Genomic DNA, 18,028 nt, shown 5'->3' with positions numbered 1-18,028 from the left:
TGCCCCGGTTCGAGCACCCTGATCCGGAGCGGTCGCCCCGTCGCCGCGCCCGTGCCTGTGAATGACCGCTCCAAAGGCGGCTGAAGACCGGAACGGTGCCTCGGTCGGCACGTTGACCGGCGCTATCCATACCCAGTCGTCTCCCTCACACACGTCGCCAGAGCGAATCGGACAGAGAATGGTCGGACAGCCCCCAGGGTCCGGAACGGCTGAGCCGCTGGACGATGGTCCCGCGGGGGATACTGGAACGGTTCCGGCGCAGGGCACCGCCGAGGCGGCCGCGCTGAGCGACAGCTTCAAGCGCTTCGCCGATGTCGTCCCGCTGATGATGTGGCGCTCGGACGCGCACGGGCACGCGGTCCACCACAACGAGTGCTGGCTGGAATTCACCGGGCGCCCGCTTGCGGCGGAACTCGGCCTCGGCTGGCGCGAGGGGCTGCATCCCGAGGATTTCGACCGCCACGCCCGGGTCGTCGCGGAGGCCTTCGACGCCCGGGCGCCGTTCACCGTGGAGTTCCGCCTGCGCCGGCACGACGGCGTGTACCGCTGGCTGCTCGACACCGCGCGCCCCCTCGTGGAGGACGGGCGGTTCCAGGGCTATCTCGGGTCGTGCTTCGACATCACAGACCGCAAGCACGCCGAAGAGAGTATCGAGCATGCCCTGGCCGAGAAGGAGACGCTGCTCGCCGAGGTCTATCACCGCGTCCGCAACAACCTGCAGGTGATGGTCAGCCTGATCGGCCTGTACGGCCGGGCGGCGCCGGATGCCTGCCGCGGCAGCTTCGAGGCCCTGGGCCAGCGGGTCCGGGCGATCGCGCTGGTGCAGCAGCACCTCCACGAGGCGCCGCACATCGCCTCCATCGACCTCAAGGACTACCTGCACCGCCTGGCCTCCGGGCTCGGGCAGCTCCGCCGGGCCGGGCGCATCGGCGTCCAGGTCGAGGGCTCGGGCAACGGGCTCGTGGAGCCGCGCACCGCCAACGCGCTGGGCATGATCGTGGCCGAGATCGTGGCCGAGTGCCTGGACGCCACCGCCGAGCACGTCGCCTGCTCGATCTGCATCGGCATGGAGGCCGAGGCGGGCCAGCCCCTGCGCCTGTCGATCGTCTCCGGGGTGAGCGATATGGCCGCCTCCGGCCGGCCCAACGTCCCGAAGCTCGGCCCCCGGCTCATCGCCGCCTATGCGGCGCAGGCCGAGATCGCCGTGTCGGGCGACGCCTCGCCGGTCGATCCCCTGAAGCTGATCCTCCCGCCCACCTCCGTGGCGGCGCACTGACCGCCCGCGTCGCTGGGGGCCGTCGCCACCGCCGCGCGGCCGGCCTATAGCGGCGCAGACGTTTCCCGGATCCGGACGACCATGCTTCCCCCGATCGGCACCATCATCGACAATTTCGAGATCGTCGACGACGACGACATGCGGCTGGAATACCTGATCGAGCTCGGCCGCGCCCTGCCGCCAATGCCCGACGCCCTGCGGACCGAGGCCAACCGGGTCCATGGCTGCGAGAGCCAGGTCTGGATCGACACCGCCGTCGAGGACGCCGCGGCGGAACGGCGCCTGGTGCTGCAGGGCTTCAGCGATTCCTTCATCGTCCGCGGCTTCGTCGCGCTGATGGTGGCGCTCTACACCGGCAAGACCCCGCGCGAGGCGGCCGAGACCGACGGGCTCGACCTGTTCCGGCAGCTCCGCTTCGGCTCCCACGTCACCTCGAAGCGGTCCAACGGCGTGCGGTCCATGGCCGAGCGGATCCACCGCGACGCGGTCCGGCTCGCCGCGGCGGGCTGAACGGCGGACCGGATCATCCCGGACCGCGATGCGCCCGCCTCATCGAGGTCCGCCCGCGCGGCGGCGGCCGTCCGCCGGACCTCACGGATCGGATCGGTGACAATCCGCATCAAGCCTGCCACAGGCGCAGGCGGGCGTGCTCCGGCCCCGTAGCCTCGCGCTCCAGGCCGTAATGCTCGGCCAGCCGCCCGAGGGCGATGCGCGCCACGACCTTGGCCGAGCGCGCCGGCCAGCGGCGCTCGACCTCGATCCGCTCCAGGCCCTTCAGGAAGCCGCAGAGATCGATCAGGAGGCCGGACAGATCGCTGCCGACCGCGTCGAGGGCGCCGCGGACCCGCTGCCGGGCCGCGATCACGTGGTCGGCCGCGGCGGCCGGGTCGCGCGGGCCGCCGCCATCGACCCGGGGGGCACTGGGATCGCTCCCCATCCGGGGCAGCAGCGCGGCGGCGTTCATGTCCCGCCGGAGCCGCTCGCCGGCCTCGAAGGCGGCCGCATCGATCAGCGGCGCACCGTCCCGGCCGCGGCGGCGCACCATCCAGGCGAGGGGGTTCTCGGAGGCGTTGCGCAGGATCGGCTCCCCGCCCTCCGCCGCCACCGTGAGGTCCTGATGCTGCGCGGCGAAGGCCCTGTCGCCCGGCATGGCCTGCCGGCGCAGGCGCGCCCGCCCGGCGGCGCTGATCGTCAGCCGCGTACCGGCCGGGTCCCATTCCGCCAGGTCGGCAGCGGCGAGGGCCCGGCCGGACGCGACCGTGAAGCGCCCGCTCCCCACCGAGATGCCGTCGCCGCCGCGCCGGACCAGCAGCGCGTCCTCGACCAGGGGATCGGGCCGGGCATAGGCCCCCGCCTCGCCGAGCCGCGCCAGCAGGCGGCCCGCCTCCGGCGGCAGGTCTGCCGGCTGCGGCCGGTCCGGCTTCGGTCGGGCAGTCTCGGCACGCCGGTTCCTGGCCATCTTGTTCATGATTTGTTCCTGATTGGCCGCTCAAATGCGGGAGCGCTCGTACCCTGTCAGGAAAATTCATAAAGTCAAGGTTTTTTTGCCTAAACCGGACTGACCGCGGTCACGTTGTCCCGACCGGACGGGGCGGCGGCCGGCGCAGGATCTCGGCGATCTCGTCCTCCGACTTGCCGCGCACCGGATAGCCCATCGCCTCGAAGCGCTCGACCAGCGCTTCGCTCGTGGTCGCCGAGCGCGCCGCCCAGTCCGCGAGCATCTCGTTCACCTGCTGCAGGTCCCGCTGGGGATCCTCGTCCTGCGAATCGGCCTGCGTGTCGGGGATCGCGACCATGTCGGCACCTCGGCGTCGAACCGGCGACCGTGATCCACGCCACGGTCCGGGCTTCAACGCCCGAGGTCGGGACAGGCTCCCGCCGGCCCTGCGCCGCGCCGCCTTGCATCCCGGCGCCGGGCGGGACACATGCTCTCACCCGCGCCTGACGGGACCCGACGGGAGAGACGATGACCGACATCGGCCACGGCCTGCGCGCGCAATCCACCGGGGCGCCGGTCGCCGAGATCCGGCCGCGGCGCTTCAGCGTCCACGGACAGGCGATCACTGATCCCTACGCGTGGCTGAAGGCCGAGAACTGGCAGACGGTCCTCAAGGACCCCGCCGCCCTGCCCGCGGACATCGACGCCTATCTCCGCGCCGAGAACGCCTACGCGGAGGCGGCCCTGGCCGGGACCGCGGCGCTGCGCCAGCGGCTCGTCGCCGAGATGCGCGGGCGGATCCAGGAGGACGAGAGCGGCGTCCCGGACCCCGACGGGCCGTTCGCCTATTACACGCGCCACCGGGAGGGCGGCCAGCACCCGCTGATCTGCCGGAGGCCGGCGACGGCGCCCGACGTGCCGCAGGCCGGGCCGGACCCGGAGGAGACGATTCTGATCGACGGCGACCGCGAGGGCGAAGGCCTGCCGTTCTTCGAGATCGCCGCCGCGGTGCATTCCGACGACCATGCCCGCCTCGCCTGGAGCGCGGACACCAAGGGCTCGGAACTCTACACGATCCGGGTCCGCGACCTCGCCACCGGGCTGGACCTCGACGACCGGGTCGAGGCGACCTCCGGCGAGGCGGTCTGGGCCGGGGACGGCGACAGCTTCTGGTACGTGGCGCTCGACGCCAACCACCGCCCCGCCAAGGTGATGCGCCACCGCCTCGGCACCGCGCAGACACAGGACGAGACCGTCTATACGGAAGCCGATGCCGGCTATTTCGTCCATATCGGCCGGACCCAGTCCGGGGCGTTCCTCGACGTGACGGCGAGCGACCACGAGACCGCGGAGGTCCGGCTGCTCGACCGGCACGCCCCCGCCGGGCCCCTGCGCCTCGTGCAGCCGCGCGAGCCGCTGCTGATCTACGGGGTCGAGCACCGGGGCGACCGGCTGTATATCCGCACCAACGCGGACGGGGCCGAGGACTTCAAGATCGTCACGGCCCCCCTCGACGCTCCGGGCCGCGCCAACTGGACCGACCTCGTGCCGCACCGGCCGGGGGTGATGATCCGGCACCTGCACCTGCTCACGGGCCACCTGATCCGGCTCGAGATCGAGAATGCCCGGCCGCGGATCGTCGTGCGCGACCTCGCCAGCGGCGCCGAGCACAGCGTCGCCTTCGCCGAGGAGGCCTACGCCCTGGGGCTCCGGTCCGGGCTCGCCTTCGACACAACGACGATCCGCTTCGTCTACTCGTCCATGACGACCCCGTCGGAGACCTGGGACTACGCCTGCGACAGCCGGGACCGGACCCTGCGCAAGCGCCAGGCGGTGCCGAGCGGGCACGACCCGGCCGCCTACGTGACCCGGCGGCTCTTCGCCACCGCCCCGGACGGGGAGCAGGTGCCGATCTCGCTGCTGCACCAGCGCGACCTCGTGCTCGACGGCTCCGCACCGCTGCTGCTCTACGGCTACGGCTCCTACGGGACGCTGATGCCGGCCGGGTTCCGGACGAACCTGCTGAGCCTGGTCGACCGGGGCTTCGTCTACGCCATCGCGCATATCCGGGGCGGGACCGAGAAGGGCTGGCGCTGGTATCTCGACGGCAAGCGCGCGCAGAAGCCCAACACCTTCACGGACTTCATCGCCTGCGCCCGGGCGCTGATCGGAGCCGGCTATACGGCGGAAAAACGCATCGTCGCCCATGGCGGCTCGGCCGGCGGCATGCTGATGGGGGCGGTCGCCAACATGGCGCCGGAGCTGTTTGCCGGTATCGTCGCCGACGTGCCCTTCGTCGACGTGCTCAACACCATGCTGGACGCGGAATTGCCGCTGACCCCGCCGGAATGGCCCGAATGGGGCAACCCGGGGGCGAGCGACGCCGATTTCCGGACGATCCTGTCCTACTCGCCCTACGACAATGTCGCCGCCCAGGCGTATCCGGCGATCCTGGCGCTCGGCGGGCTCACCGATCCGCGGGTCACCTACTGGGAGCCGGCCAAGTGGGTCGCGCGGCTGCGCGCCACCATGACGGGCGGCGGCCCGGTGCTGCTGCGGATCAACATGGAGGCGGGCCACGGCGGCGCCGCCGGCCGGTTCGACCGGCTGGAGGAGGTGGCGCTGATCTCCGCGTTCGCGCTGATGGCGATGGGGAAGGCCTGAGCCGTCCGTTCAGGGCCGTCCCTCGGCTGGGGAGGGTGCCGGGTCCGCCCCCTCCCCCAGGACCCGCGCCCGGCGGGCCGCCTCCTCGGCGGCGGCCCTCTCGGTCGCGGCCTTCTCCGCCGCCGCCCTGTCGGCGGCGGCCTTGAGCGCCGCGGCCCGGGCATGGTCCATCTCGATCCGGGCGCGGCGGCGCTGCCGCTCGACCTGATCGGCGTCCGTCAGCTCGATCGTCTCCAGCTCGCGCTGGAGCACGAAGGCGGCGAGCCCGTTCGACAGGGCGCCGACGTCGAGGGTCCGTTCGGGGGCGGCGAGCGGCCCCGCCAGGCCGATCTGGATCGCCGGCGGACCGGCGCTCCAGCCCCGGGGCACCGGACCGCCGGTGAGCGTCCCCCGGGCGTCGAGGCGGCCGCCGCGCAGGTCGCAGCCGACCGTGCCGGCCCAGCGGGCGGGCCCGAAATCGATGTCGAACGGACCGGCCCGCAGCACCCCGCCGACGATCGTGGCCGCGGCCCGCGCGGGCGCGCCCGCCTGCGCCGCGGCCTTGGCGAGTTCCTCCGCCACCAGGGCCTGGAGGCGGCCCTCGCGCAGGGGATCGTCGATCTCCACCGCCCGGGACAGGGCGCGCCCCGGCGCCGCCGGATCGGCCGCCGGGACGCGCAGGTCCTTGAGCACCAGCGTGCCGCTGCCCGAGAGGCCGTCGCCGAGCCCCGGGATCGTCTCCGCCGTGGTGGCGAAGCGCAGATCGGCATCCAGGCGGCCGCCGACCGGGCCGCCGGTGAGCGCGGAGAGCGCCACGTCGTCGAGGCTGCCGGTACCGGAGATCGCCGCGCCGGCCCCGGCCCGCGTGATCGTCGCCGATCCGGCGATCCGCCCGCCGCCGAGCTTGCCGGTCAGGTCGCGCAGGGTCAGGCCGGTCTCTGCGAGGCCGAGGGCCATGGCCGCATCCGTCGCCACGAGACCGCGCCCGAGGTCCAGCCTGGCGATGCGGGTGTCGAGGGTGACGGCCGGGTGGGCGGGGGGCGGCCCGAACCGGCCGCCCTCCTGGACCGGGAGCAGCACGGCCTCCGCCAGGTGCGGCAGCGACAGCCGGTCGAGGGCGAGGCGCCCGTGGGGGACGCCGCCGGGTGCCCGCAGCAGCGTCCCGCTCACCCCCGATCCGGCGATCTGGCCGGCCAGGGTGGCGGCCCCCTCCCCCGCCTCCCGGGACACGGTGACGGTCAGGTCGGCCGGCCACGCGCCCGGCGGAAGGCTCGCGGCCCCGGCGAGCGTCAGGAACGGCCCGAGATCGGCCGTCTCGGCCCGGACCACGCCGCCGCTGGGCAGCGCGTCGGCGCCGATCAGGACCGGCCGGGAGGTCGCGAGCCGGAGCCCCGCCACCATCCCGTCGAGGCTGAGGGCGAGCCCGGCGCCGTCCGGTCGCTCGGCCTTCACGTGGAGCGCCGCGGGCTGCTGGAGGCCGGCGATGTCGGTCCGCCCGAACCACGTCCCGGCCCGGGGGGTACTCAGCGTCGCGGTGCCGCCCTCGATCCCCGTCCCGCGGCTCGCCAGGGTCAGGTCGAGGCTGCCGCCGCCGGCGCTGCCCCGGGCCTGGGTGCGCAGGGCCTGGGCGGGGCCACCCTCCCGGTCGAGGCTGACGGCGAGGTCGAGGGGCGCGTCCCGCAGGAAGGCCGGCAGCAGGCGGATCTCGCCGATCCAGACCCGTTCGAGCAGGCCCAGCAGCGGCGCCGCCACCGGGGCCTTCAGGCGGCCGGAGACGCGCCCGGTCCCGTCCGCGCCGATCCGGCCGGAGAGTGTGGCGCTCGCGCCCGCGAGATCGGTCACGGCGAGGCTGTCGACCACGAGGCCGGCGCCGTCCGTCTGGATGCTCGCCGCGATGGTGCCGGTGCCGGAGCCCGCGGCCCCGAAGCGCACGTCCCGCGCCTCCAGCGTCAGGGCGAGGTCGAGGTCGCGCAGGCTCCCCAGGGCGGTGCCGAGGGGCGGCAGGCCGGCGATGTCGATGCCGTTCGCGCGGATCTGCGCCTCGAAATGGCCCCGCGCCCCGGCCTCCGCGGCGGTGTAGCGGGCGTTTCCGGTGATCCGGGCCGCGCCGAGGGCGAGGCGCAGGTTGCGCAGGGACAGGCTCCCGGGGTCCGCGGAGACATCGGCGGCCGCCTCGACCCGGCGTCCGTCGAGGAGGGCGGTCAGGGGGTTCTCCAGGCCGAGGCGGCGCAGGTAGCGGCCCAGGGCGTCCGAATCGGGCGCGCTCAGCGCCACCGGGCCGGTGAGGCGGAACGGCGCGGTGTCGACCTGCCCGCTCACGCTGACGGTGGATTCCGCCGGGCCGGTGGCCGTGAGGCGCCGCAGCAGCAGGCCGCCGGCCCGCTCCAGGGTGCCGGTGAGGGCGAGGTTCGACCATTCGTCCCCCCCGAGCATGGCGCTGCCCACGGCGAGATCGAGGTCGAGCATCGCCGGCAGGTCGCCGCCCCAGCTGGGCAGGCCGCGGGCGATCAGGTTCTGGCCCTCGGTCGAGGCCAGGAAGGCGTCGAGGTCGAGGCGGCGGGCCTCCAGGCTCAGGGCGGCGCGCCACTGGCGCAGGTCGAGCCGGCCGGTGCCGCCGAGGCGCAGGGTGCGCCCCCCCGGGTCGAGGGCGAGATCGACCCCCTCGAACCGCACCTGCGTGCCCCTGGCCTTGAACGTCGCGCCCATCGTGAACGGCAGGTAGGCGCCCGCGGCCTGGGTCGGCGGGCCGACCACGAGGCGGGCGGAGCCCTCGGCCTCCACCTGGACCGCCCGGCCGGTCTCCACGGGAACGAGGCCGAACCGCGCATCCGCCTCGAACCGCGGGTGGGCATCGCCGCCCCCCGAGATCTTCACGGCGAGCCGCCCGTCCGGCCCCGGCGTGCCGCTCACCGCCCGGAACGGGACGCCGCCGCTCGTGCCCTCCACGCGCCAGGGCCCGACCAGGGCCGGCGCCTGCAGGGTCAGGTCCTGCGCGTAGAACTGGTCGGTCCGGCCGGTCTCGGGCACCTGCGTGGTGACGAGGAATTGCTGGACGTGCAGCGCCTCGATGGCGAAATCGCGGGTGCCCAGGGCCTCCCCGAGACCGCCCGGCAGCTTCAGGGCGTCGGGGCCGGCCAGCGGGAGCTTGATCTCGGCCCGGCCGATCCGGGTCTCGGTGAAGCGGAACTCGCCCTTCAGGAGCGGCGCCAGGGCGACCTCGGCCTTGACGAACCGCGCATCGAGGGTCGGGCGCTCCGGATCGGCCCCGAGATGCAGGCGGTCGACGCGCAGCCGCGGCGAGGGCAGGAGCCGGACCTCGATCCGCCCGTCGGTCCGGGCGGGCACGCCGAGCGACCGGGTGAGCGCCCGGTCGACCAGCGCGCGGTGGGCCTGCCAATCGACGAAGGGCGGGACGGCCAGCGCCGCCACGAGAACCAGGATGACGGCGCCCGCCAGCGCGGTCAGAAGATCACGCAATGGTCCCGTTCCGCACTCGTTTCCGCGCGGGACCGCCCCGCGTGCCCCCGCGAGCAAGTGGCCATAGCACGATAAGCCCTCGGAGGCGCCAGCGGTGATGCCACGGTCCGGAGCCGCTCGCGCGGCGCTCGATGTGCCGGTTCCCGGACAGGCGCAGCGAAGCGGAACCTGATTCGGGACGGAGCATGAGACCCAGCGTGCAAGCGGCTGCGCCCACACGCTCAGGTCGCACCGCGCGCACGCGCCCTCGACGCCGTTCGCGATTTGGTCCAGGGATGCGGGATGCAGAACCGCCCGCATGCGCAGCCCGCCGGGGACGGCGCTCCCGCCTCTTCCATCGCCGCCCGCGCCATGGGCGCGCTCCGCCGCGACGCCGCCGCCTATCTCGAGGGGCTCAACCCCGAGCAGCGCCGCGCCGTCGAGACCACGGAGGGCCCGGTCCTGGTGCTGGCCGGGGCCGGCACCGGCAAGACCCGGGTGCTCACCACCCGCATCGCCCACCTGATCGCCACCAACCGGGCGCGGCCCTTCGACATCCTGTCGGTGACCTTCACCAACAAGGCCGCCCGGGAGATGAAGCACCGGATCGGCGCGCTGATCGGCCCGGCCGGCGAGGGCATGCCCTGGCTCGGCACCTTCCACGCCATCGGCACCAAGATCCTGCGCCGCCATGCCGAGCTCGTCGGGCTCAAATCCGACTTCACCATCCTCGGCACCGACGATCAGCTGCGGCTGATGAAGCAGGTGATCGCCGACCAGAACATCGACGAGAAGCGCTGGCCGGCCCGGGCGCTCGCCCACACGATCGACGGCTGGAAGAACCGCGGCCTCTCGCCCGAGCAGGTGCCGCCGGGCGAGGCCGCGTCCTTCGCCTTCGGCAAGGGCGGGGCGCTCTACACCGCCTACCAGGCCCGGCTCGCGACGCTGAACGCCGTCGATTTCGGCGATCTCTTGTTGCTGTGCCTCAAGCTCTGGCGCGAGAACCCTGATGTGCTCGCCAATTACCAGGACCGGTTCCGCTACATCCTGGTCGACGAGTACCAGGACACCAACGTCGCCCAGTACCTGTGGCTGAGGCTGCTCGCGCAGAATCGCAAGAACATCGCCTGCGTGGGCGACGACGACCAGTCAATCTACGGCTGGCGCGGGGCCGAGGTCGACAACATTCTGCGCTTCGAGCACGACTTCCCCGGTGCCGTGGTGGTGCGCCTGGAGCGCAACTACCGCTCCACCGGCCACATCCTGGCGGCCGCCTCGGGGCTGATCGCCAGGAACGAGAGCCGGCTCGGCAAGACCCTGCGCACCGAGGACGAGCCGGGCGAACGCGTCACCGTGTCGGGGGCCTGGGATTCCGAGGAGGAGGCGCGGCTGCTCGCCGAATCGATCGAGTCGCTCCAGGTCAAGCAGCATCCCCTGTCGGAGATCGCCGTGCTGGTGCGCATCTCCGCGCAGATGCGCGAGATCGAGGACCGCTTCGTCCAGCTCGGCCTGCCCTACCGGGTGATCGGCGGCCCGCGCTTCTACGAGCGGGCCGAGATCCGCGACGCCCTGGCCTATCTGCGCGCCACCGTGAACGTCAGCGACGACCTCGCCTTCGAGCGGATCGTCAACACCCCGAAACGGGGCCTGGGCGACGCGACCCTGCAGCAGCTCCACACCTACGGCCGCGCCAACCGGCTGCCCCTGCGGATCGCCGCGGAGCGCCTGTGCGAGACCGACGAGCTGAAGCCCCGGGTCCGCTCGACCCTGCGGGCGCTCACCGCGAGCTTCTCCCGCTGGGCGCGGCTGGTGGAGGCGCAGCCGCACAGCGAGGTCGCCCAGACCATCCTGGAGGAATCCGGCTACACCGAGATGTGGCAGAAGGACCGCTCGGCCGACGCCGCCGGCCGGCTGGAGAACCTCAAGGAATTCGTCCGCTCCATGGAGGAGTTCCCCGACCTCGCGGCCTTCCTGGAGCACGTCTCCCTGGTGATGGAGGCCTCCGAGACGGAGGGCGCCGACCGGGTCTCCCTGATGACGCTCCACGCCGCCAAGGGGCTCGAATTCGACACCGTGTTCCTGCCCGGCTGGGAGGACGGCCTGTTCCCGAGCCAGCGGGCGCTGGACGAGAGCGGCCGGGCCGGCCTGGAGGAGGAGCGGCGTCTCGCCCATGTCGGCCTCACCCGGGCGCGCAAGCGGGCCAAGCTGTCCTTCGCGGTCAACCGGCGCATCCACGGGCTGTGGTCCTCGACCATCCCGTCCCGGTTCATCGACGAATTGCCGGAATCGGCGGTCGACGTGATCGAGGCGCCGGCTCATTTCTCCGCCGGCGCCTCGCGGTTCGACCGCAACCCCGCGCCGTTCGGATCGAGCTACGGCACGCCGGGCTGGCAGCGGGCCCAGGCCGCCACCGCGCCGCAGGCCGGCCGCGGCGGCTTCGGGTCCGCGCCGGGGGGCCGGGCCGGCGGACAGGCCGGGGGGCCGCGGCAGATCGAGGGCGAGCTGATCGCCAAGTCGACGGGCACGCCCTCGGCGTTCGAGGCCGGCCAGCGGGTCTTCCACACCAAGTTCGGCCCCGGCACCGTCGCCGAGGTCGATGGCAACAAGCTGACCGTTGACTTCGACAAGGCCGGCCGGAAGATGGTCCTCGACAGCTTCATCCAGGCTGGATCAAGCTAGTCCCGCCGATCAAGCCCGGACGGTCCCCGGCGGCAGGGTCGGCCGGCTTCGCCCGATCGGGCGCGGAGGAACGCTTTCGTGCCGGATGCCGCGTCAGCGCGTCTCCCCCCTCCCGAGCCTGATGCATCCGCGCCAGCACGGCGCCTTTTCCCGGGCGGTCGCGCCGACCGTCACCCCCTGGTCACACCCCGTGCGCAATCGTCAGGTGCGAATCACGCTGGCGCGGCCGTTGCGTCACGTATTCGGCCGCGCGCGGGACGTTGTGACGCTCTCCACAGGCGGACGAGCGCGGCGCGGAACCTTCGGCAAAGGGACGGTATTAGTTCCGCAAGACGTGTAGAACCGGGAGCAGGCAGGTAAACGGCAGTTCAGAAACAGATCCAGGTTGGCAAGTCCCGTTGGAGTGTACATCCATGAAGAGACGCCGCGCACGACTTGAACTGGTTGAAGACCGCACGTCCCGTATTCACCGCACGCGCTTCGACGAAGAACGCAACCTCGCCCCGATTCAGCCCCTCACCGAACGCCAAGCCGAGTATCTCGACGCCCTCGCCCGCTCCCCGCAGGTCATCGTCCTGGGGCCCGCCGGCACCGGCAAGACCTACATCGCCGGGACCCGCGCCGCCGACCAGCTCCGCCAGCGCCGGATCTCCAAGGTGGTGATCACCCGCCCGAACGTCCCGTCGGGCCGGTCGCTGGGCTTCTTCCCCGGCACCCTCGAGGAGAAGATCGCCCCCTGGGTCGCGCCTCTGACCGAGGCCATGAAGGAGCGGATGGGCGCGGCCGCCTTCGAGATCGCCCTCAAGACCGGCGACATCGAGATCGTCCCGTTCGAGGTGATGCGCGGGCGCACCTTCAAGAACTGCCTCGTGATCCTCGACGAGGCGCAGAACACCACCACCGCCGAGATCAAGATGTTCCTGACCCGGATCGGCGACGATTGCCAGGTCATCATCAACGGCGACGTCTCCCAGACCGACCTGCGCGAGACCTCGGGGCTGCGCACCGTCATGCACTTGGTCAAGAGCCGGATGATGCCCATACCGGTGGTTGAGTTCACCCGGAACGACATCGTGCGCTCGGGCATCTGCGCCGAGTGGGTGAAGGCGTTCGAGGAAACGAATCTCTAACTCACAAGTTGACGGCGGCGGACCCTCGAAGGTCCGCCGTGCCGCCCCGCGGCGCGAGACGACTCTCCGTACCTCCCGTCCGGGAGGATGAACCGGGCATCCTACCCGGCGAACAGAGAACTGGAGTCTCTTCGTGAGGAAACTGACCTTCGCCTTCACCGTGCTGGCCTCGCTGGGCGCCGCCGCCCTGGTGCAGCCCGCCTCCGCGGCCCCGGCCATGCCCGGCGCCGTCGCGGCCCCCGACGCCGTCACCCAGGTCCGGATGAACCACATGGAGCGGCGGATGATGCGCCGGCACATGATGCATCACCGCATGCACCGCCGGATGATGCACCACCGCATGCACCGCATGTAAGGTCGCAGGGCGGAGCGGGTTCGATCCGTCCCCGCTCCGCCGCCCCGGCCGGGAGGGGCGTTGCTCCCCGCCCCGAAGATTCCTATCTCGTCGTCTCGAATCGCGCCGTCAGGCGGCCGTCGCGGCAGCCAGCCGATCCGGGAGACCAGGATGCCCCCCTCCAATCGACTGTTCGACGACCTCGCCCGCCTGATGACCGACGCGGCCGGTGCCGCCCAGGGCGTGCGCCGCGAGGCCGAGACCGTGGTCCGGGCGCAGATCGAGCGCGTCATCCGCGACCTCGACATCGCCTCGCGGGAGGAGCTCGACGTGCTCCGCGACCTCGTCACCAACCTGCAGGCGCAGAACGAGGCCCTCGCGGCCCGCGTCGCGGCCCTGGAGGCGAAATCCGGGAGCGCCGCGGCGGGCGCGGCCGGGCTGAGCGAGGTGGTTTGAGTCCGGGCGGCAACGCCGGGAGCTTTTACACAGGAAGCCGTCGCGACGATCCGGTTTCCTGTTCACTGAACGGGGCCTGCACTTTGTGTCGTGAGTCACGGCCGGTCTATAGTCGGGCATAGGGTGATTCGATCGCTGCGGGGCGATGTCCGCGGAGCTTCGACAGTCGATCGGCTCACCGCCGGCGTGGATTTGCCGGTCGTCCCAGTTCTCGGAGTGTTCTCGCGCTCCGGTTTCGCGTCACCGTCACGTCGGGCCGGATGTCGTCCGGGCCGTCCTTTTGGATCGTCATGCCGCTTCTCAACGTCGACTTCCACGACCCGGACCGGAACGAGCATCCGCTCGACGTCGTCGAGCGTCTGGCGTCCCTGCGTGACTGGATCTTCGACCGGGCCGAGACCGACGAGATGTCGGTCACGAGCCCCGGCCGGTGGACCGACTACAACGTCGCCTTCACGTGGATCGAGGACGTGGAGGCCCTGCACGTCGCCTGCGCGTTCGACCTCAAGGTCCCGGAGCGGCAGCGGACCGAGGTGATGCGCCTGATCGCGCTGATCAACGAGCAGCTCTGGGTCGGCCATTTCGACCTCTGGACGAGCGACGGCGTGGTGATGTTTCGGCACGCGCTGCTGCTGACCGGCGGGGCGGTGCCGACGCACCCGCAATGCGCCACCATGATGAAGACCGCCGTCGATGCCTGCGAACGCTACTTCCAGGCGTTCCAGTTCGTGCTCTGGGCCGGCAAGAGCGCCCGCGATGCGCTGGACGCGGTGCTGTTCGAGACCGAAGGCGAGGCGTGACCGCGCCGGGGGCCGAGCCGGAGGCCACGGCGGCGGCGATGCCCGCCTCCCTGGTCCTGGCCGGGGCCGGCAAGATGGGCGGGGCGATGCTCGCGGGCTGGCTCGCGGCGGGCCTCGACCCGCGCCGCACCACCCTCATCGACCCGATCCCGACCCGGGAGATCGTCGATCTCTGCGCCGCGCGGGGCCTCGCCCTCAACCCGCCGGACCCGGCGCCCGGCGCCGTGCTGGTCCTGGCGATCAAGCCCCAGGGGCTCGACGGGGCGGCCCCCGGCCTCGACCGGCTGATCGGCCGCGACACGCTCCTCGTCTCGATCCTGGCCGGCAAGACCGTGGCGGACCTGCGCGGCCGGCTGCCGCGGGCGCGGGCCCTCGTCCGGGCGATGCCGAACCTGCCGGCCAGCATCGGCCGGGGCGCCACGGGGGCCTATGCCAGCCCGGAGGTCACGGCCGGACAGCGCGGCGCCGCAGAGGCCCTGCTGACGGCCAACGGCACCGTCGCGTGGCTCGCCGACGAGGCGCAGATCGACGCGGTGACGGCGGTCTCGGGCTCCGGGCCGGCCTACGTCTTCCTCCTGGCCGAGACGCTGGCCGAGGCCGGCATCGCCGCCGGGCTCGATCCGGACGTGGCGCGCCGCCTCGCCCGGGCCACCGTGGCGGGCGCCGGCGCGCTCCTCGACGCCAGCCCGGCCGAAGCGGCGGAGCTGCGCCGCAACGTGACCTCCCCGGGCGGGACCACGGCGGCGGCCCTCGACGTGCTGATGCGCCCGGACGGCCTCGGCGCGCTGATGCGGGAGGCCGTGGCGGCGGCCCGGCGGCGGGCGGAGGCGCTCGCCGGCTGACACCCCTCGGCGCCCGTGCGGCAAGGCCGCGCGAAACCCCTGCCCTTCCGCGTCGGCCTGCCTACATCAGGGCGCAACGACCGGCAGGAGCGGGCGACAGAACCATGACCGAGACCAGAGGGCCGGCGAAGCGCCCCCGCAAGACCGCGACATCCGCCACGGCACCCGGGACGGCCTCCGCCACATCAAAGGGCGCGGCGCGGGAGAGCCTGGCAGAGGCGAGCACGGCCGCGCCGAGCCCGCCGAAGCTGCCGCCCCGGGAGGCCGCCGTCGAGGCCCTGATGCGGCTCGCCGCCGAGCAGCCCTGGAGCGATATCGAGATCGGCGACATCGCCCGGGAGGCGGGTCTCACGCTGGCCGAGCTGCGCGACCTGTTCCCGTCGAAGGGCGCGGTCCTGGGCGGCCTGACCCGGATCATCGACCGGAAGGTGCTGGAGGGCGATAGCTCCGGCCTCGAGGAGGAGCCGACCCGCGAGCGCCTGTTCGACGTGCTGATGCGGCGCCTCGACGCCATGACGCCCTACAAGCCGGCCCTGCGCCGGATCGCCTACGCGCTGCGCGGCGAGCCGCTGGCGATGCTCGCGCTGAACGGCGTCATGCTGAACTCCCACCGCTACATGCTGGCGGCGGCCGGGATCGACACCGAGGGCCCGCTCGGCCAGCTGAAGCTCCAGGGCGTGGTGATCGCCTTCGCCCGGGTGACCCAGGTCTGGCTCGACGACGACGATCCGGCCCTGGCCCGGACGATGGCCCGGCTCGACAAGGAGATCCGCAGCGGCGAGCGCCTCATGGAGCGGGCCGAGGATGCACGCAGGCTCACTGCGCCGCTGCGGGCGCTGGGCCGGTCGCTGCTCGACCGACGCCCCCGCGCGCGGCGCGACCGCGACGGCGACGAGACGGATCCCGCCGCCGCCATCTGAGCCGATCCGCGGCTCACATGGCCTGGATGTCGCGGAGGAAGCCGTCGACCTCCTGCTTGACGGCCAGCGACTGCTTGGCCAGCTCGGCCGCCGCGTTCAGGACCTGCGTGGCGGCGCTGCCGGTCTCGCCCGATGCCGTCAGGACCCGGGCGACGTTGGCCGACACGTCCTGCGTCCCCTTCGCCGCCTGGCCGGCATTGCGCGAGATCTCGCTCGTGGCCGCCGTCTGCTCCACCACCGTCGAGGCGATCGCGCCGCTGATCTCGCTCACGCTGGCGATCGTGCGGGCGATCTGCTGCATCGCCTCCGCGGCCTGACCCGTGGCCGCCTGGATCGCGGCGATCTGCCCGCCGATCTCGTCGGTGGCCCGGGCGGTCTGGCCGGCCAGCTCCTTCACCTCGGCCGCCACCACGGCAAAACCCCGCCCCGCCTCGCCGGCGCGCGCCGCCTCGATCGTGGCGTTGAGCGCCAGCAGGTTGGTCTGCCCGGCGATCCCCGAGATCGTCGTCACCGCCGCGCCGATCTGCTCGGCGGCCGCGCGCAGGCTCGCCATGGCGGCGTTGGTCGTCTCGGCCTCGTGGGCGGCCTGACCGGCCACCGCGTTGGAGCGCACCACCTGCCGCTCGATCTCCTGGAGCGAGGACACCATCTCCTCGGCCGCCGCCGCCACCGTCTGGACGTTGGACGCGGTCTGCTCGGCGGCACTGCTGGAGGCGACCGCCTGGCTGCTGGTGTCGTCGGCGACCCGGGTCATCGCGCGGGCCGTGGCGTCGAGCTCGGTCGCGGCCGCGGTGACGATCTCCAGCGCGCCCGACATGGTCTGTTCGAAGCCGCGGACCAGGGCCTCCCGCCGCTCGATCCGGTTCTGGCGGGCCTCCTGCTCGGCGGCCTGGGCGGCCTCCAGATCGGTCCGGGCGATGGCGTTCTGCCGGAACACCTCCACGGCCTTGGCCATGGCGCCGATCTCGCCCGCAGCATCCTGCGACGGCACCGCCACGGCGGTGTCGCCGTTCGCCAGGCGCGCCATCGCGTCCCGCATGCCGTCGATCGGTCGGATGATGCTGCGCCCGATCACGGACGCCAGCGCGATGCCGACGACGAGGGCCAATGCGCCCAGGCCGACCTCGATGCGCCAGGTGCGCAGGGCCATGTCGGCGGTGCTCGCCTTGATCCGCTCGACCGATTGCAGGATCCGCCCGCGCAGGGCGGTGCAAGCCTTCTCGATGGCGTCGATGTGCGGCTTGATGCCGGTCTCCAGCGTCGCCTTCGTGGCGATGTTCGCCTTGTAGAAGACGTCCAATTCGGTCGCGTAGTCGGCGAGCGCGGTCTCGAGGGCGTCGATCCGCTCGGCGAAGGCCCCGGCGCCCGCCCCGTTCCTGAAGGTCTGGATCGCGGTCCGGGCCTGCTCGACCTGCGCCAGGAACTTCGTCCGATCCTCGGGCTCGACGGCGATCAGATACCGGGCGCCCGCGAGGCGGACCCTCAGAACCGCCGTCTCGACGTCCTGAGCGTGCAGCAGCGTTCCCTGGTCGGCCCGCCCACGGATCTCGACGCTCATGGCCGCCAGCAGGCTGGTGAGGGAGCCTCCCGATCTGAACATGCTCCGTCTGGCGTCGAGCAGTTGGGTCCCCCCCGCCACGAGATAGTCCAGCTGCGGCTTCAGCGCGATGGCGCTCTCGACGATCCGCCGATGCAGGTCGCGCCCTTCCTCCGTGCGGACGAGCGCCATCCGTCTCGTGGATATCGCCTCGATCTGCCGCCGCGCCTCCTCCATGGTGGCGATCTGCTCGGGACCCGGTGCCACCCGGTAATACGCGGCCTGGGCGGAGAGCCGCGTGGAGAGTCCGTCCAGGATGAGAATCTCCTGAGCGCCCTGCTCGATGGCGCTCCCTGTCTCGTACTCCAGATTGATCACGCGCTGCTGATAGATGGAGAACAGAATGACGATGGCGTTCATCGCCACGAGGAGAACAAATCCGCCGTAGAGACGGCCACGAATTCCGATCTTCACAGGATTACGACCTTCGCAAATGCGATTGCCAGAACGGCCATCT

Annotated in this window: 14 protein-coding genes; 10 read left to right on the top strand and 4 right to left on the bottom strand. The window is 72.7% G+C overall.

All coding sequences use genetic code 11. The annotated features are described in order from the left end of the window. Positions 1-178: 178 nt before the first annotated feature. A complete protein-coding gene (locus tag AC3IF1_RS04130) occupies positions 179-1,276 on the top strand; it encodes a sensor histidine kinase (protein WP_243967477.1) in 1,098 nt (365 codons plus the stop codon). A gap of 81 nt (positions 1,277-1,357) precedes the next feature. Next, positions 1,358-1,786 (top strand): SufE family protein, encoded by a 429-nt coding sequence (locus AC3IF1_RS04125; RefSeq protein WP_243967476.1) that lies wholly within the window; start codon positions 1,358-1,360, stop codon positions 1,784-1,786. A gap of 109 nt (positions 1,787-1,895) precedes the next feature. On the opposite strand, the gene AC3IF1_RS04120 is transcribed toward AC3IF1_RS04125, so the two are convergent. Then, on the bottom strand, positions 1,896-2,735 hold the full coding sequence (locus tag AC3IF1_RS04120; protein WP_489220314.1) for a DUF6456 domain-containing protein: 840 nt from the start codon (positions 2,733-2,735) through the stop codon (positions 1,896-1,898). Positions 2,736-2,844: 109 nt separating this feature from the next. Next, on the bottom strand, positions 2,845-3,072 hold the full coding sequence (locus AC3IF1_RS04115) for a hypothetical protein (RefSeq protein WP_489216059.1): 228 nt from the start codon (positions 3,070-3,072) through the stop codon (positions 2,845-2,847). Between the two features lie 170 nt (positions 3,073-3,242). Between AC3IF1_RS04115 and AC3IF1_RS04110 the strand changes: the two genes are divergently transcribed. Next, positions 3,243-5,378 carry a S9 family peptidase gene (locus tag AC3IF1_RS04110; RefSeq protein ID WP_489216057.1) on the top strand — a complete coding sequence of 712 codons (2,136 nt, stop codon included), beginning with the start codon at positions 3,243-3,245 and terminating at the stop codon, positions 5,376-5,378. Between the two features lie 9 nt (positions 5,379-5,387). Here the strand turns inward: AC3IF1_RS04110 and AC3IF1_RS04105 are convergent, their stop codons facing one another. Continuing rightward, positions 5,388-8,834: an AsmA protein gene (locus AC3IF1_RS04105; RefSeq protein ID WP_489216055.1), complete on the bottom strand. Its 3,447-nt coding sequence runs from the start codon at positions 8,832-8,834 to the stop codon at positions 5,388-5,390. A gap of 282 nt (positions 8,835-9,116) precedes the next feature. On the opposite strand from AC3IF1_RS04105, the gene AC3IF1_RS04100 reads away from it, so the two are divergent. The 7 genes from AC3IF1_RS04100 (at position 9,117) to AC3IF1_RS04070 (ending at position 15,974) form a co-directional block, all read left to right on the top strand. Further along, the gene (locus AC3IF1_RS04100; protein ID WP_243967472.1) at positions 9,117-11,492 is read left to right on the top strand and encodes an ATP-dependent helicase; all 2,376 of its coding nucleotides are present in this window, start codon (positions 9,117-9,119) and stop codon (positions 11,490-11,492) included. A 413-nt stretch (positions 11,493-11,905) separates the two neighbouring features. After that, a complete protein-coding gene (locus AC3IF1_RS04095; RefSeq protein WP_243967471.1) occupies positions 11,906-12,622 on the top strand; it encodes a PhoH family protein in 717 nt (238 codons plus the stop codon). 133 nt (positions 12,623-12,755) lie between these two features. Beyond that, positions 12,756-12,977 (top strand): hypothetical protein, encoded by a 222-nt coding sequence (locus AC3IF1_RS04090; protein WP_243967470.1) that lies wholly within the window; start codon positions 12,756-12,758, stop codon positions 12,975-12,977. Between the two features lie 150 nt (positions 12,978-13,127). After that, positions 13,128-13,412 carry an accessory factor UbiK family protein gene (locus tag AC3IF1_RS04085; RefSeq protein WP_489216052.1) on the top strand — a complete coding sequence of 95 codons (285 nt, stop codon included), beginning with the start codon at positions 13,128-13,130 and terminating at the stop codon, positions 13,410-13,412. Positions 13,413-13,702: 290 nt separating this feature from the next. Continuing rightward, positions 13,703-14,212 carry a type III secretion system chaperone family protein gene (locus AC3IF1_RS04080; RefSeq protein ID WP_243967468.1) on the top strand — a complete coding sequence of 170 codons (510 nt, stop codon included), beginning with the start codon at positions 13,703-13,705 and terminating at the stop codon, positions 14,210-14,212. Between the two features lie 38 nt (positions 14,213-14,250). Then, positions 14,251-15,054: a pyrroline-5-carboxylate reductase gene (gene proC, locus AC3IF1_RS04075; RefSeq protein WP_489220313.1), complete on the top strand. Its 804-nt coding sequence runs from the start codon at positions 14,251-14,253 to the stop codon at positions 15,052-15,054. A 104-nt stretch (positions 15,055-15,158) separates the two neighbouring features. Beyond that, positions 15,159-15,974, top strand: coding sequence for a TetR/AcrR family transcriptional regulator (locus AC3IF1_RS04070; RefSeq protein WP_489216049.1), 816 nt, complete (start codon positions 15,159-15,161; stop codon positions 15,972-15,974). Positions 15,975-15,987: 13 nt separating this feature from the next. Here AC3IF1_RS04070 and AC3IF1_RS04065 read toward each other — a convergent pair whose 3' ends face one another. Then, the gene (locus AC3IF1_RS04065; RefSeq protein WP_489216047.1) at positions 15,988-17,985 is read right to left on the bottom strand and encodes a methyl-accepting chemotaxis protein; all 1,998 of its coding nucleotides are present in this window, start codon (positions 17,983-17,985) and stop codon (positions 15,988-15,990) included. Positions 17,986-18,028: the final 43 nt, after the last annotated feature.

This window comes from Methylobacterium sp. E-012 (assembly GCF_057836545.1).
This window is presented reverse-complemented; position numbering and strand designations above follow the sequence as displayed.

Bases quoted from the DNA above. Each gene is read 5' to 3' on its own strand.
- AC3IF1_RS04130 (WP_243967477.1), top strand. From the start codon at position 179: ATGGTCGGACAGCCCCCAGGGTCCGGAACGGCTGAGCCGCTGGACGAT.
- AC3IF1_RS04125 (WP_243967476.1), top strand. From the start codon at position 1,358: ATGCTTCCCCCGATCGGCACCATCATCGACAATTTCGAGATCGTCGAC.
- AC3IF1_RS04120 (WP_489220314.1), bottom strand. From the start codon at position 2,735: ATGGCCAGGAACCGGCGTGCCGAGACTGCCCGACCGAAGCCGGACCGG.
- AC3IF1_RS04115 (WP_489216059.1), bottom strand. From the start codon at position 3,072: ATGGTCGCGATCCCCGACACGCAGGCCGATTCGCAGGACGAGGATCCC.
- AC3IF1_RS04110 (WP_489216057.1), top strand. From the start codon at position 3,243: ATGACCGACATCGGCCACGGCCTGCGCGCGCAATCCACCGGGGCGCCG.
- AC3IF1_RS04100 (WP_243967472.1), top strand. From the start codon at position 9,117: ATGCAGAACCGCCCGCATGCGCAGCCCGCCGGGGACGGCGCTCCCGCC.
- AC3IF1_RS04095 (WP_243967471.1), top strand. From the start codon at position 11,906: ATGAAGAGACGCCGCGCACGACTTGAACTGGTTGAAGACCGCACGTCC.
- AC3IF1_RS04085 (WP_489216052.1), top strand. From the start codon at position 13,128: ATGCCCCCCTCCAATCGACTGTTCGACGACCTCGCCCGCCTGATGACC.
- AC3IF1_RS04080 (WP_243967468.1), top strand. From the start codon at position 13,703: ATGCCGCTTCTCAACGTCGACTTCCACGACCCGGACCGGAACGAGCAT.
- proC (WP_489220313.1), top strand. From the start codon at position 14,251: ATGCCCGCCTCCCTGGTCCTGGCCGGGGCCGGCAAGATGGGCGGGGCG.
- AC3IF1_RS04070 (WP_489216049.1), top strand. From the start codon at position 15,159: ATGACCGAGACCAGAGGGCCGGCGAAGCGCCCCCGCAAGACCGCGACA.